Raw genomic sequence first — 13,896 nt, 5'->3', positions numbered from 1 at the left:
TTTGTACGGTTCATTCAATAAAAAAAGCCATAAATTATTTAGGCTACACTCCTGTATCCCTAAATAAATTTATGGCTTTTCTCAAATATCTCCGGCCTCTATTAACTTGTCGAATTTAATCATATCAAACCTATTGAAATTTGTGAATATTTTTTTCAGTACAGTGAAGCACATAAAACAATATTTCCGTAGTTACTTAAAAATCACATAATAAATTTCTCATTACCTCTTCCAATACTATATCTGGATTTACTACTGTTTTTTCCGAACGCCATCCGATAAAGCCATCTGGTCTAATTAATACAGCACCTCCATTCTCTATACTATATAATTTACTAAAAATATCTTCTGGAGCAATAAAGTCTCCACTTAAGCCAACACGATACCCTTTTATATTTATTCCTAATTTAGCTGAAACAGTATGTGCTGCCTCAGCCCAAGAACTATTTTCTACTCCTGTAAGTAATACAAAACTGTTACCGAATAAGTCTAATGTAGAAACTTTCTTCCCTTCATACGTTCCCCATAAATGTGGCGCTCGCGTTCCAGGTCTTCCATTCAACTCTATGCTATCCATTCTATGTGGAGTGACTAAATTATCTATAATCGCCTCTGAACAATACTTATATCCAACTGTAACAGCTAAACTATCCATATTATTCAAACTGCCTTCCTCTCTATTCGCAGCACGAAACAGTAAACTACTTGCATAAGCTGTCGTTAATTTTGCAACAGAGTGTCTCTCTTCATGATATGTTTCTAACAATTTTGGTTTTGCCTTCCCTTTTATAACAGCCACTAATTTCCAAGCTAAGTTATGCGCATCTTGTATTCCTGTATTTGAACCAAATCCGCCTGTTGGCGGCATAATATGTGCTGAATCTCCAACTAGAAAGACTCGATTTCCTTGAAATTTCATTGCTGTACTTTCGGCCGCTTCCCACGGTAAAACACTTAATATTTCTGACTCAACATTTGTACTTCCAATTGCTATTTCAATAATTTGTTTACAACGTTCCATCGTGAAATCCTCTGGTCCCTCTCCTTTTAATGGATCGTAGGCTACATGGTAAATCCATTTTTTCACGTTATCTACTGGGATCAGTGCACCAAGAACCTCTGGATGAAGTACCATAGAAAAACCGAATGCGTCTCCTTGTATAAACTCACTTAAGTCTGCTTCAAAATAAATATTCATATAATAGCCACCAATGGTTCCACGCCCCTCAGTTTTAATCCCTAACTGCTCACGTATTTTACTTTTCGCTCCATCCGCTGCAATTACATAGTCACAATGTATGACACTTTCTTTTTCTGTTTCACGATTTCGAATCTTTGCTTTTACCCCGTTTTCATTTTGTTCAAATGAAACTAATTCATGATAAAAAGATAGTTGCCCGCCTAATGTTTTCGCTTCTTGTAACATCATCTCTTCTAAAATAATTTGATAACACGCAGTTTGTTTTGATGGACTAATCTTTTCTATTTTTTGAAGTAACTCTTCATCGTTTCCGTATTGTGTCGCTCTCATTTGTTCCAATTCTTCTTTATTCGCCTCAGCTATTGTATGAACCGCTATTCTTCCTCGGCAGTTCTCTAATGCTTTACCTGCCAATTTAATTCTTTTTTCCAAGCCTAATTCTCGAAATAACTCCATTGTACGTAAAGTAAGACCGCCTGCTTTCGGATGAATGGCAGTAGACGGATGCCTTTCAATAAGTAAGTACTCAATGTTATGTTTTGCAAGAAATAACGCAGACGCTAACCCAGATAATCCCCCTCCAACAATTAAAACTGGTACATAATTCGATTTCATATATTTCCCCTCCAAATCATTGTTCTGAGCTCAGTGACATAAATATAATCAAAAAAAACATTAAAATATAGACTTATATTTCATTTTGAATTATCATATAGATAGATTACGCCCCAAAATTCCTTTTACCTTTTCATACATCTATAATCCACCTGAATTGTGTCTGTATGAAAGTGTAAAACAAAAGAACGTACTTTACGTTGAACCATGTTCTATCGTAAAATTCAAAAATAATACAAACATTATAAGCGGTCGTAACCTTATGGATTATACAAGGTTACGACCGCTTATTTTATTGTTACATCATTTTTTGTTTTTAAAACCTCATCTATTGTGTTATGTAGTCCTTCCAATCCCTTTTCTATCTCCCTATAATTTTCAACAATAAAAAATTCATTCGTCTCGATTTTCTTTCTCAATATTGCACCTCATACAACAATCATGTAGCATTACCGTATCGAAGTAATGGTTCATCATCTTAAACCTTTCGACTAATTACCTGGAGGCAAAGTGATTGAAATGAATAAACAAGAACAATTAAATATTATAAAAAAAGATTTTATTGATTCTCAAAAAGTATTATTGGCAATTGGTGATGAAACGCGTCAAGCTATTTTATTAGTGCTAATGGAAACGGAATGTCAAACAGGATTACGTGTAGGAGAAATCACGAAGCAAACACACCTTTCCCGTCCAGCAGTATCACATCACCTTAAGATTTTACGAGAAGCTGGCATTATTTTAATGAGAAAAGAAGGTACAAAGAATTTTTATTATATTGATATACGTACAAAATTAGGTTTATTAAAAAATCTTGTATTAGATATTGAGAAGCTATTGCAAAACTTTTATTAAAACTTGGAGGTATAAGAAATGAAAGCAATGATAATTGATAGATATGGAAAAGTCCCAATGCGTATGGCAGAGGTACCTACTCCTGAAATAAATGAGTATGAAGTGCTCGCAGAAATTCATGCAGCTAGCATTAACCCAATTGATTTTAAAATACGCGACGGAAAAGTAAAAATGTTACTGAAATATGAAATGCCCCTAATCCTTGGTAACGACTTTGCCGGTGTCATCACGAAGGTTGGATCAAAAATAACTCGTTTTAAAGTTGGTGATGAAATATATGCTCGTCCAAGAAAAAATAAGATTGGTACTTTCGCGGAGTATATAGCCATTCATGAAGATGATATAGCTTTAAAACCGAAAAATTTAAGTTTTGAGGAAGCTGCTTCGATTCCACTCGTTGGCTTAACATCATATCAAGCATTACATGACATCATGCAATTACAAAAAGGACAAAAGATTTTAATTCACGCCGGATCCGGTGGTGTTGGTACTTTCGCTATTCAGCTAGCAAAAATAATGGGTGCCATTGTTACAACGACTGCTAGTGAAGCTGGTGCGAATTTAGTAACATCTCTTGGCGCAGATGAAATTATTAATTACAAAACAGAGAAATTTGAAGATATACTAAAAAATTATGATGCCGTATTTGATACAATCGGCGGTGCAACACTTGAAAAATCATTCAATATTATAAAAAGGGGAGGAAACATTGTTTCCGTTTCAGGCATGCCGAATGCTCGCTTCGGTAAAGAATTTGGTTCAGGATTCTTTAAAACTCTCTTATTTTCATTAGCCAGCAAAAAACTTACTGCACTTGAAAAAAAGCATAATGCTCAATATTCATTTTTATTTATGAAGCCAAGTGGGGATCAATTACGTACTATTGCAAACTATATTGAAGCTGGTGAAATCAAACCGGTAATCGATCGAGTTTTCCCTTTTGAAGATGCGCAAAAAGCAATGGAATATTCCGAGGCTGGAAGAGCAAAAGGAAAAATAATTGTAAAAATTAAATAATAATAAAACCTCCATTTTCTTAAAATGGAGGTTTTAAATTTGCTGTTAAATAGACATAGTGCAATGAAGTCCTTACAATAGATTGCAAGGGGAAATATTATATTATACTTTTAGTTAACTTTACAAAGAATACATACGTACAAATACATAATTTAAAATACAAAAAGGAGGAGATACAATGACTAAAAATAATGAAACAGGTTGGAATTTAGATAATAGTTATACGACTTTACCACAATCATTTTATACAGAAATCCCCCCTACTCCCGTAAGTTCACCGGAGTTAGTTAAACTAAACCATTCATTAGCGATATCTCTTGGCTTAACCCCTGAAGAACTGAAAAAGGAAGCTGAAATTGCCATTTTCGCTGGCAATGGACTTCCAGAAGGAGCTCATCCATTAGCTCAAGCATATGCTGGTCATCAATTCGGACATTTTAATATGTTAGGCGACGGTCGTGCTCTTTTAATTGGCGAACAAATTACTCCTTCAGGTGAGCGTTTCGATATTCAACTGAAAGGTTCTGGCCCTACTCCCTATTCACGCCGAGGAGATGGCCGTGCTGCACTCGGTCCGATGCTACGTGAATATATTATTAGTGAAGCAATGTATGCACTTGATATTCCGACTACTCGCAGTTTAGCAGTTGTTACAACCGGGGAGCCAACCTATCGTGAAACAAAATTACCTGGAGCAATTTTAACTAGAGTCGCTAGTAGTCATATACGGGTCGGTACATTTCAATATGCTGCAGCTCGTGGTTCAATAGAGGACCTGAAATCACTAGCTGACTATACGATAAAAAGGCATTACCCAGAAATTGAATCTCATGAAAACCGATATACTGCATTACTACAAGAAGTCATTAAAAGACAAGCCAGTCTTATCGCAAAATGGCAACTTGTTGGATTTATTCACGGCGTAATGAACACTGACAATATAACGATCAGTGGCGAAACAATTGATTACGGTCCTTGTGCATTTATGGACAATTACGACCAAGGAACTGTATTTAGCTCTATTGACACACAAGGTCGTTATGCATATGGAAATCAACCATATATGGCCGCATGGGATCTAGCACGACTAGCTGAATCTTTAATACCAATTCTGCACGAAGATGAAGAAGAAGCATTAAAAATCGCTCAAGACGAAATTTCGAAATTTAGCGTACAGTATGAAAAACAGTGGTTCCTTGGAATGAAAAAGAAATTAGGACTATTTAGCAACGAAGAACAAGATCAATCACTTATTGAGCAACTTTTAAAAATGATGGAGAAATATAAAGCGGATTACACAAATACATTCCGTTCATTAACTCTTGATACGTTAGAAAATACCCCTCTATTCGATAGTCCTGAATTTAAAGAATGGTACAAACTTTGGCAATCTCGATTAGAAAGACAAGAACAATCAAAAGAAAACGCCTACGAGATGATGAAAAATAATAACCCATCAATCATCCCGAGGAACCACCGTGTAGAAGAAGCACTAGAAGCAGCTGTTACAAATGACGACTATAGCGTAATGGAGCAACTTCTTGAAGCTTTATCAAACCCTTATGCGTATTCTACAGATCAAGAAGAATACTGCATTCCGCCTGCACCGACGAATCGCCCTTATCGTACTTTTTGTGGCACTTGATTAAAAATTTGTTTTTATTTTAACCCAAAAATTTATTAAGTTAACTATTAATCACAAACTTAAAAGTTGCTTTCAATATTGAAAGCAACACATTTAGTATCCAACCTTAAACAAGTCACAAATTATAATTTGTGACTTGTTTAATTACCCACGTTCAATAGAAGATTTGTTTTGCAGGCATCGTTGTATCTTCAGAGACAGCATATGGATTTTCATTAGGTTTTATAATTATAAACGTTCCACCATATCCACTTTGAGCTAATTTATTACAAAGACCTTCTACCATAAAACCCCATAACTCCAGCTGCTATTCCCATTATAGATAATCCAAGTTTTTTCTTTATTTCAATGCTTCTTTTTCAAATATTCTCTTTTTTATTTCATAACTCATAAAAAAATACTTTTCTGCTTTTTCTATATTACCTACTTTATGAAACTCTAATGCCAGACTTTCAGTATATTCGTGAATATACTCCGATAAATTCTTTCTTTCAAAGTAAGAAAAACCTTCGAGAATAATTTTTTCTATTTTTTCTACCTCTAAATGCTGACAAAATCCCTTTAGAATTAAAAAGTGATATCTATATTCATCATTTTTTAATTCCTCACAAACCTTCAATCCACTTTCAATTAATTCCTTCGCTTTTTCTATTTCACCTAATTTATAATATTCTCTTGCCTCTAAAAAGATTGCCTTATAATGAGTAGGCATTTTTTTAGAAACCTCAGATAAGTGTCTAATTGCTAAAACTGAAAGATTTTGACTCGCATACAATAAACCTAAATTATGTCTGATTCTTAATACTAACATTTCAGCATCATTTTTTTGTAAAATGTTTATTGCTGACGCAATATATTCCTCACCTTTATCATGCTGCTTTAATTCCGAAAAAGATAATCCTAATATATTTTCGCACAGCGCTATGTTCACTTCATACCCTGCTTGTTTAACAAAGATATCTCTTGCTTTTGAAGCGTATTCAATAGCTGAATATGCGTAATGCAAGTGGTATTTTAATATAGCAACTCTATAATTAAACTCTGCATATTCAATTTCATCTGAAATATGCTCTAATAACCCTTCAGCTTTTTCAAAATAGTTGCTAGCTTCACTATAATTAGTAAGAATTGTATAATGAATGGCTTTGAATAAATAATAATAATAATTAGAATATTCATCATTTGGTTTAGGCAATGCATCTATTTTATCAAAAACTTTTTTCAAATTACCTAAACCATCTATTAACACTTTATATCGAAATTCTAACAGATAATAGTGAAATAAAACCTTTACATCTGATTCGATAATATAAAGCTTTTTATCGATCTCCCCTTTTAATTTTTTTGCTTCACTTATACGTTGAGCTCTAATATCTCGATACCAATCATTCAGCATCTTAGTAATTAATTCATTGCCAGTGATTTGTATATTCATCAAATCCACTCTCCTTCTTTTAATTATCATAAAAATAACATAATTCGATTATTTATATCTATCTATATATATATTTCTCAACAATTGAACGAAATTCATTCACTGAATTTCGTTCAATATTTTAATAAATCCGCTGTAAATATGAATACTTTTTCTTATAACCTCTGAATATGAGTATCCTTAAAATCCGTCTCATATTTCAATCCATATCCAAACATTCGATCCATTCCAATATGTGCTGTCCATATTAAGCCAATCATTATAACGGTATCTATCTTAAAATAGACACCTATTAGAACAATTAATATGGATATGATATATGTGTGACATACATTATATATTTTCGCACCAACGTGATTATTAATCCCATATGCTAACATTGATAGATCCGGCGCTAAAAGGAATACAAAAAATATAATCCAACTAAACTCATATATCGAATACATATAAATCGTGGCTAAAAATACAACCATTCCTTCAAAATGTACAATACGTTTTTGCATTATTTATCATTCCTATTTTTCTATATTTATTGATACATTTTCATCGCTGAAAGTGTTCTTTGCATTTTTTGACCAGATGGTTGCTAATATTGGCCCTGCAATGTTATGCCATACTGCCGCTAATACACTTGGGAGTGCAGCAGCCGGTCCAAAATGCAAAATACTTTCCAGCTACATTACTTATCGCTTCTAGTACTTTCATCCACTCAGCCCCTATCTTTTAATTGAAACACCTTATTCGGATTCAAAATATTTTGCGGATCAAGAGCTTTCTTTATTTTCTCCATTACAAATAATGCTGCCCCATGCTCTTCTTCTTGATACTTTCGTTTTCCGATTCCAACGCCATGTTCTCCTGTACACGTTCCTCCTCGTTTAAGAGCATACTGAACGATACTTTCATTTATTTCGTCTGCCTTCTTCACTTCCTCTTTATCATTTGTATCAATCATTAAAAGTACATGGAAATTCCCATCCCCAACATGACCGAGAATACCGCCAATAAGCCCTACTTTATCTAATACCTCTTTCGCATGTTGAATCGCTCCAGCTAATTCCGAAATTGGCACACATACGTCTGTACTCATTAGCTTTTTACCAGGATAACTATGCACGTAAGAGTACGCTAAGTTATGTCTTGCATCCCACAGTTTATTTCTCGCTGCTGTTTCCATCTCAAACGCAATTTCTATACATTTATGATCAAGAACGATTTCTTTCGTAAATTCAATATCTTGCTTTAACCCTGCTTCATTGCCGTGAAACTCTAAAAACAGTGTCGGTTCTTCTCTGTAACTTGTTTCATTGTAATGATTTACTTGTTTCATAGATAATTCATCAACGAGTTCAATTCTCGCGATTGGAATACCTGCCTGTAATATGTTAATTACAGCTTCTACTGCATCATTTATAGTTGGAAACGATGCCCTCGCAGCCATAACATGTTCTGGTATACCGTATACTTTTAAAGTTAACTCCGTGAAACATCCAAGTGTTCCTTCTGAGCCTACGAAAATACCATTTAAATGATAACCTGATGATGACTTTGCCGCTAAATTCCCGGTATGTATTACTACTCCATCAGCAAGAACGACTTCTAAATCTCGGACTTGATCACGCATTACCCCATACTTTACCGCTGTCGTTCCGCTCGCATTTGTAGCAGCCATTCCTCCTAACGTTGCATCAGCTCCTGGGTCTACACTAAAAAATAATCCATACTTTTTCAATTCTTTATTAAGTTGAGAGCGCGTCACCCCTGGCTGTACTCTCACAAGAAAATCCTTTTCTCTTATTTCAAGTATTTTGTTCATAAGAGAAAAGTCCATTGTAATTCCTTTTTCGTAAGGAATTACATGTCCCTCTAAACTGGACCCTACTCCAAATGGAACGACAGCTGTTCCGTACTGACTCGCTATTTTCATTATCGCGCTAACTTCTTCGGTCGTTTTTGGAAAAACAACTACATCAGGTAAACTACTAACATGGTAAGATTCATCTTTACTATGTAACTCTCGTACTGTCATATTTATTACTACTCGATCTTCAGGAAGTATGCCTTTTAATTCATTTACTACATGTTCAATTGTTATTTCCATAATCAACTCTCCTTTTTAAATTTAAAACAAGTATACCATCTTTATACAAAATAATTAGAAAAATGAGTTTTTTAAGCCTAAACATACAAAAAAGAACCTGCAGCACACGCTACAAGTTCTTTTTCACTACATTTTAAACGATTTCTTTACTAACAACATAAACCAAATTAAAGTAACTGCCATCAACGAATGAGAAAACCCTACAATATAAGTTAACCCTTTAAAGTCAGCTCCATTTAACTGAAGAAGCCCTCTCGCTGCTAGCGAACCTAACATTAATGTTAATGCAATGTTATGTAAAACAAACCACTTATTAAACCCTTTCACTTCATGAAACGCGAATACTTTTGCTAATCCTAAAGCAATTAAAAAGAAGAAAAAGCCAAGTACAAGTGTATGTGTATGCAAAAGATTTAACAAAGTAGATCCTAAAATCCCTTTATACTTACCATACTCCCTAGCGAAAATCCCTGATAATAAACCGATAATCAAATACGTAAACGATGCATTATATAATTTCTTCATTATGTACCTCCTTGAGTAGAATGTGTAGTGTGTCATATTTAGTAATAATGATAGTTATATAGTAAAAACTCCTAGTCACCTAGGAGTCATTGTATAAGTATCTCACTCTTTACAATCAATCCTAATTATAAAATATCTCTCTATACAAAACAAACGAACTTTATGTGAACAAACACCCCCATTAAAATATGTTGCACTTTTGTTTTACACAATCCATACTAATTGTTATAACTTTTTAAAGGTGGTGTAATAATTGATAGTTCTTGAAACCGAACGTCTAAATCTTCGTTGGTTTGATATAAAAGACGCTTCTTTTATTCTTGAGTTAGTAAACGATCCTGCATGGATTCAGTTTATCGGTGACAAAGGGGTTAGAAACTTAGAAGATGCAAAAAATTATATTGTAAACGGTCCCATCGATATGTATAACAAACTCGGATTTGGCCTTTACTTAGTAGAACGAAAAGAAGATCTCACTCCACTTGGTATGTGTGGCCTTATTAAAAGAGATTCATTAGAAGACGTTGATATCGGATTTGCCTTTTTAGAAACATTCCGTTCAAAAGGATATGGCTACGAGTCAGCTTCTGCGATAATCGAATACGGTGTACAAAAGCTCGGCATGAAACGAATTGTAGCAATTACTTCTATAGATAACATTGCCTCAGGAAAGCTTTTAGAAAAAGTAGGATTACGATTTGAGAAAATCATTTCAGATTCTGGAGAAGATTTAAAATTATTTGGGTATAACGCATAGTAAAGAAGGTCGCCTTGAATGGCGACCTTTTTTACTACTTTACTGATCTCGTAATAATACTTTTAGTTACATTATAGTTTTGCAGTAATTCTTGTGATTACCACTATTCCTTTCATATCACATTTTTGGAAATTCATAGAAATAAAACTTTCACTTCTAAATAAATTATATTAATATATTAAACAAAGGAAGTGAAAATAAATGGGACAACCGCTATTTTTATTAGTTCTTCAATTCATTGCATTTATATTAATTATTTATATCGTATATGGAATCTTGTACAATACCGTATTGAAATTAAATATGCCCAAATGGACTGCACATATAGTAGCTACGGTATTTTCACTTGGTATCGCCTATCAAGCTTTTATAAATTTCATTTGAATAACCTTTTTAGCAATTACTTCTATTGTTGATGCAGTAAAGCTTTTAGAAAAGCAGGATTGCAATTTGAGAAGATTATTTCAAAATCAGGAAACGTAGCCATTTTTTATAAAGTCTGTCCTGCGCAAAATAGTGAAGACGTTATTTTCGCTGAAAATGTGTTTGCATAACAAGAAATGAATTTAATTGATCCTGCAAAAATTTTATTTTAAATCAAAGATATGTAAGAAAATAAGCACATCCTGTTAAAAAACAGATGTGCTTATTTTTTAATTTCTATGCATTTTTACGTTTCAAGAAAATAACTCCACCAACAATTAACAGTAATGCGCCTGTAACCATAGAGATCCAACTTGTAAGATTAGTACCTGTTTGCGGTAACCATCCAATTTTAGATTGAATTTCTTGCTTAGGTTGTGGTTGTTCTTTTACTTGCTCGTTAGGCTGCTCTGGTGTTGGAGTATTTTTATCTGAATTTTGCTGTTCTGGTTTAGGTTGTTCCGGCTTTACCTCTTTAAATTTCACTGTTTGTCCCTTATCTTCAATTTCAGCGTGAATAGCTACTAATATATTATCTTGATACAGTTCTTCAAACACGACTACTTCTTTACCTTGTAATGCAGAAGCATTAAATGTGAAATCTAGTGTGATAGAACCATTCTTCTCTTTAGCAGTAAACTTTGATTCTACTGTTACTTCTTTACCATCAACTAATAATGGCTTGTTTGTTGCTTTATCCATTAGTTTACCTTTTACAACATACTCTTTGCCCGCGATTAAGTCTTTGTATTCCACTTTATCTTGGATTGTTACAGATTTAGAAATATCTAACTCTTTAGAACCATCAGCTTTGTTTGTTGCTGTCGTTTTTACTGATGGCTTAACGAACTTAACTGTTTGACCTTTATCATTGATATCAGCATGTGTCGTAACAACTTTTCCGTCTTTCAATAACTCTTCGAATACTACTACTTCTTTTTCTTCTAAACCAGTTGCATCAAAAGTGAAATCTAGTGTAATAGAACCATTTGCTTCTTTTGGTGTAAACTTCGTTTCAGCAGTTACTTCTTTACCATTTACAACTAATGGTTTATTAGTCTCTTTATTCATTAATTTACCTTTTAAAGTATACTCTTTGCCTACTTGTAGGTCTTTGTATTCCACTTTATCTTGGATTGTTACAGACTTAGACGTGTGCATTTCTTTTGTACCATCTGTTTTATCAGTAGCTTTTGTTTCTATTGAAGGAATCTTTTCATCTTTGACAATGTGTTTAATGATTTGACCATTCTCTTTAATTTCAAAAGAGAACGTTTCTTCATTTAATACATAACCTTTTGGTGCAACAGTTTCTTTATATGTGTATTTTCCAAATGGTAACTTTTCAAATTTAGCGATTCCTTTATCGTCTGTTTTTCCTTTTACTACTTCTTTTCCTGCTTCGTTATAAATCGTAAATTCTGCATTTGGAAGCTTGTTATTTCCATCAGCTACATCTACCTTTGTAATTTCTAGATCACCTTTGATAAGATGATTAACTGCCAATAACTCAATAATCTTCCCATGTTCCTTTATTTCGAACATAATTGGTTCTTTAACAAGAACGTAACCATGTGGAGAAGCCTTTTCTACAAATGAATATTTACCATACGCTAAATCTTTGACATTAATCTCGCCATTTTTATCTGTCTTATATTCCCCAACTACTTTTCCACTTTCATCTTTCAATTCAAATACTGCACCTTCTAATTTTTTGCTAATATCTTCATTATCTACTTTTAGTAATTTTACACTACCTTTCACTTCGGTATTTTCCACTGTAAAAGTAAGTGTTTTATTGTGCTCTTTAATTTCAAAAGGATACTTTGTTTTATTTCCAATATATCCATTAGGTGTTTTTGTCTCTAAGAAATAATACTTACCATACGTAAGACCTTCAACGTTTGCAATTCCATTTTCTTTTGTTACTACTTTTTGCACTTCTTTCCCATCTTCAGTAAAGACTGTGAATTCAACATTTGGTAAAACCTTTCCTGAATCACTGAGCTTTTTAATTTCGATGTTACCTTTTACTTTGTTATTTACTATTTGGACAGCTCCTGTTTCTCCTGTCTTAACTTCAATAGTTTGTGGTTTATCATCTGAAACATAGCCTGTTGGTGCTTTAATTTCTTTTAATGTGTAAGTACCAATTGGTAAGTTGTTTAATTCTGCCATACCATCAGCACCAGTCGTGATTTTTCCAACTGATTCATTATTTGCATTAAAGACCTCAAATACTGCACCAGCTAAAACTTCTCCATTTTCTCCAACCTTTTTAATTTTTAAAGAACCAGCTGCTTCCCAATTTACTGCAAGATCACTACTAAGCTTTTCTTCATTTCTTTCTAATAGTACTGTAGCGTTCTGAACAGTATCCGTACCACGGTAAGCAATTGCTTGAACTTTAGTTAAATTAGCAGCTACACTTAAATTAAATTCACCCGTTTTTGTATTCTTAGGAATTTGGATACGAAATTTTTCTCCAACTGAAATCTGATCTTTCACTTCTCCATTTTCACTAACAATTCTAACTCCATTAGGTGCATTTTTCGCTACTACCTTATAAGAACCACTCTTAGCATTTGTTTGTACTGAATATAGATTTGTTTCGAAGAATTCACCCTTTAATTCTGCTTTTTGCTTTTCAGCAGGAATCACATTCATAAAAACATCTTGAGTCTCTTCACTATTATTAGCATTACTAATAATAGCCTTAGCTGCTTTTTCAACATTTTTATTCTCATGTTTTAATTCATTTACATCGAGTTGACCTAATGCATTCCAAACCGCAAGTTGCGTTGCATAATGCGCTTCATTTTTATTAGCTACTCCCAGCTGTTCAGCACTTTTTTGCGGGAAACCATTTAATAAGACTCTATATACTACATTATCTGTTTTCCCCATTTCAGGAAGATCTTCACCATTTGGTGATTTTAATCCAAGGGTTAAGCAATAAGCAATTTGACCACTTGAATTTTTAATCATTTCAGTGCGAATGTACTTACCTAGACTATTACTATAACTCCAGTCCATTGAATATTTCTCATGCGTCATAACCTCTGCACTAGCCCTAGGTAAAAATACATTAAGGAATAATGCCAGTACTGATAATAATGTAAAAACTCTTATAATGACTCTCTTACCCAATTTTGTAACCTCCCTAGAATAAATTAATCCGAGTATATATCGCAATATCTAAAACATTCACGATCGACCCATTTATCATTATAAAACAATAAATTACAAATATTAAATAATTTTAATAAAATAGTCAAAAAATTTACACATTTTATTATTTATCAAGTTTTTTAACGAATTT

Annotated in this window: 13 protein-coding genes and 1 pseudogene; 5 read left to right on the top strand and 9 right to left on the bottom strand. The window is 33.4% G+C overall.

Annotated elements, in window-relative coordinates; translation table 11 throughout:
* Positions 1-196 precede the first annotated feature (196 nt).
* Both ACTFSL_RS10600 and ACTFSL_RS10595 read right to left on the bottom strand, forming a co-directional pair.
* A complete protein-coding gene (locus tag ACTFSL_RS10600) occupies positions 197-1,816 on the bottom strand; it encodes an FAD-dependent oxidoreductase (protein ID WP_440041681.1) in 1,620 nt (539 codons plus the stop codon).
* Positions 1,817-2,103: 287 nt separating this feature from the next.
* Complete coding sequence (locus tag ACTFSL_RS10595) at positions 2,104-2,235, bottom strand: hypothetical protein (RefSeq protein WP_001227549.1); 132 nt, start codon at positions 2,233-2,235, stop codon at positions 2,104-2,106.
* Between the two features lie 91 nt (positions 2,236-2,326).
* Here ACTFSL_RS10595 and ACTFSL_RS10590 point away from each other — a divergent pair, with 91 nt between their 5' ends.
* The 3 genes from ACTFSL_RS10590 to ACTFSL_RS10580 all read left to right on the top strand — a co-directional run bounded on the left by ACTFSL_RS10590 (position 2,327) and on the right by ACTFSL_RS10580 (position 5,333).
* Positions 2,327-2,671, top strand: coding sequence for an ArsR/SmtB family transcription factor (locus tag ACTFSL_RS10590; RefSeq protein WP_000571870.1), 345 nt, complete (start codon positions 2,327-2,329; stop codon positions 2,669-2,671).
* An 18-nt stretch (positions 2,672-2,689) separates the two neighbouring features.
* Complete coding sequence (locus ACTFSL_RS10585) at positions 2,690-3,688, top strand: NADP-dependent oxidoreductase (RefSeq protein ID WP_440041679.1); 999 nt, start codon at positions 2,690-2,692, stop codon at positions 3,686-3,688.
* A gap of 178 nt (positions 3,689-3,866) precedes the next feature.
* On the top strand, positions 3,867-5,333 hold the full coding sequence (locus tag ACTFSL_RS10580) for a protein adenylyltransferase SelO (protein ID WP_322371499.1): 1,467 nt from the start codon (positions 3,867-3,869) through the stop codon (positions 5,331-5,333).
* 154 nt (positions 5,334-5,487) lie between these two features.
* On the opposite strand, the gene ACTFSL_RS10575 is transcribed toward ACTFSL_RS10580, so the two are convergent.
* The 6 genes and pseudogenes from ACTFSL_RS10575 to ACTFSL_RS10550 all read right to left on the bottom strand — a co-directional run bounded on the left by ACTFSL_RS10575 (position 5,488) and on the right by ACTFSL_RS10550 (position 9,394).
* Complete coding sequence (locus ACTFSL_RS10575) at positions 5,488-5,619, bottom strand: hypothetical protein (RefSeq protein WP_000229167.1); 132 nt, start codon at positions 5,617-5,619, stop codon at positions 5,488-5,490.
* A 54-nt stretch (positions 5,620-5,673) separates the two neighbouring features.
* A complete protein-coding gene (locus ACTFSL_RS10570; RefSeq protein ID WP_440041678.1) occupies positions 5,674-6,768 on the bottom strand; it encodes a tetratricopeptide repeat protein in 1,095 nt (364 codons plus the stop codon).
* Between the two features lie 155 nt (positions 6,769-6,923).
* Positions 6,924-7,271: a DUF4260 domain-containing protein gene (locus tag ACTFSL_RS10565; protein ID WP_001172063.1), complete on the bottom strand. Its 348-nt coding sequence runs from the start codon at positions 7,269-7,271 to the stop codon at positions 6,924-6,926.
* Positions 7,272-7,283: 12 nt separating this feature from the next.
* Positions 7,284-7,427, bottom strand: a pseudogene (locus ACTFSL_RS10560) (bile acid:sodium symporter family protein); the annotation flags it as partial.
* 50 nt (positions 7,428-7,477) lie between these two features.
* Positions 7,478-8,869, bottom strand: a complete 1,392-nt coding sequence (locus tag ACTFSL_RS10555; protein ID WP_440041676.1) for an FAD-binding oxidoreductase — start codon at positions 8,867-8,869, stop codon at positions 7,478-7,480.
* A 126-nt stretch (positions 8,870-8,995) separates the two neighbouring features.
* The gene (locus ACTFSL_RS10550; RefSeq protein ID WP_000737893.1) at positions 8,996-9,394 is read right to left on the bottom strand and encodes a DUF2871 family protein; all 399 of its coding nucleotides are present in this window, start codon (positions 9,392-9,394) and stop codon (positions 8,996-8,998) included.
* A 253-nt stretch (positions 9,395-9,647) separates the two neighbouring features.
* Here ACTFSL_RS10550 and ACTFSL_RS10545 point away from each other — a divergent pair, with 253 nt between their 5' ends.
* Positions 9,648-10,151 (top strand): GNAT family N-acetyltransferase, encoded by a 504-nt coding sequence (locus ACTFSL_RS10545; RefSeq protein WP_000636213.1) that lies wholly within the window; start codon positions 9,648-9,650, stop codon positions 10,149-10,151.
* Between the two features lie 201 nt (positions 10,152-10,352).
* Positions 10,353-10,535 (top strand): hypothetical protein, encoded by a 183-nt coding sequence (locus tag ACTFSL_RS10540; protein ID WP_440041674.1) that lies wholly within the window; start codon positions 10,353-10,355, stop codon positions 10,533-10,535.
* A 276-nt stretch (positions 10,536-10,811) separates the two neighbouring features.
* Here ACTFSL_RS10540 and ACTFSL_RS10535 read toward each other — a convergent pair whose 3' ends face one another.
* The gene (locus ACTFSL_RS10535) at positions 10,812-13,724 is read right to left on the bottom strand and encodes a SpaA isopeptide-forming pilin-related protein (protein ID WP_404507696.1); all 2,913 of its coding nucleotides are present in this window, start codon (positions 13,722-13,724) and stop codon (positions 10,812-10,814) included.
* Between the last annotated feature and the right edge of the window lie 172 nt (positions 13,725-13,896).

Source organism: Bacillus cereus group sp. MYBK108-1 (assembly GCF_051917185.1).
GTDB lineage: Bacteria > Bacillota > Bacilli > Bacillales > Bacillaceae_G > Bacillus_A > Bacillus_A cereus.
The sequence above is the reverse complement of the archived record's forward strand: the minus strand, read 5'-3'. Positions and strand labels throughout refer to the sequence as shown.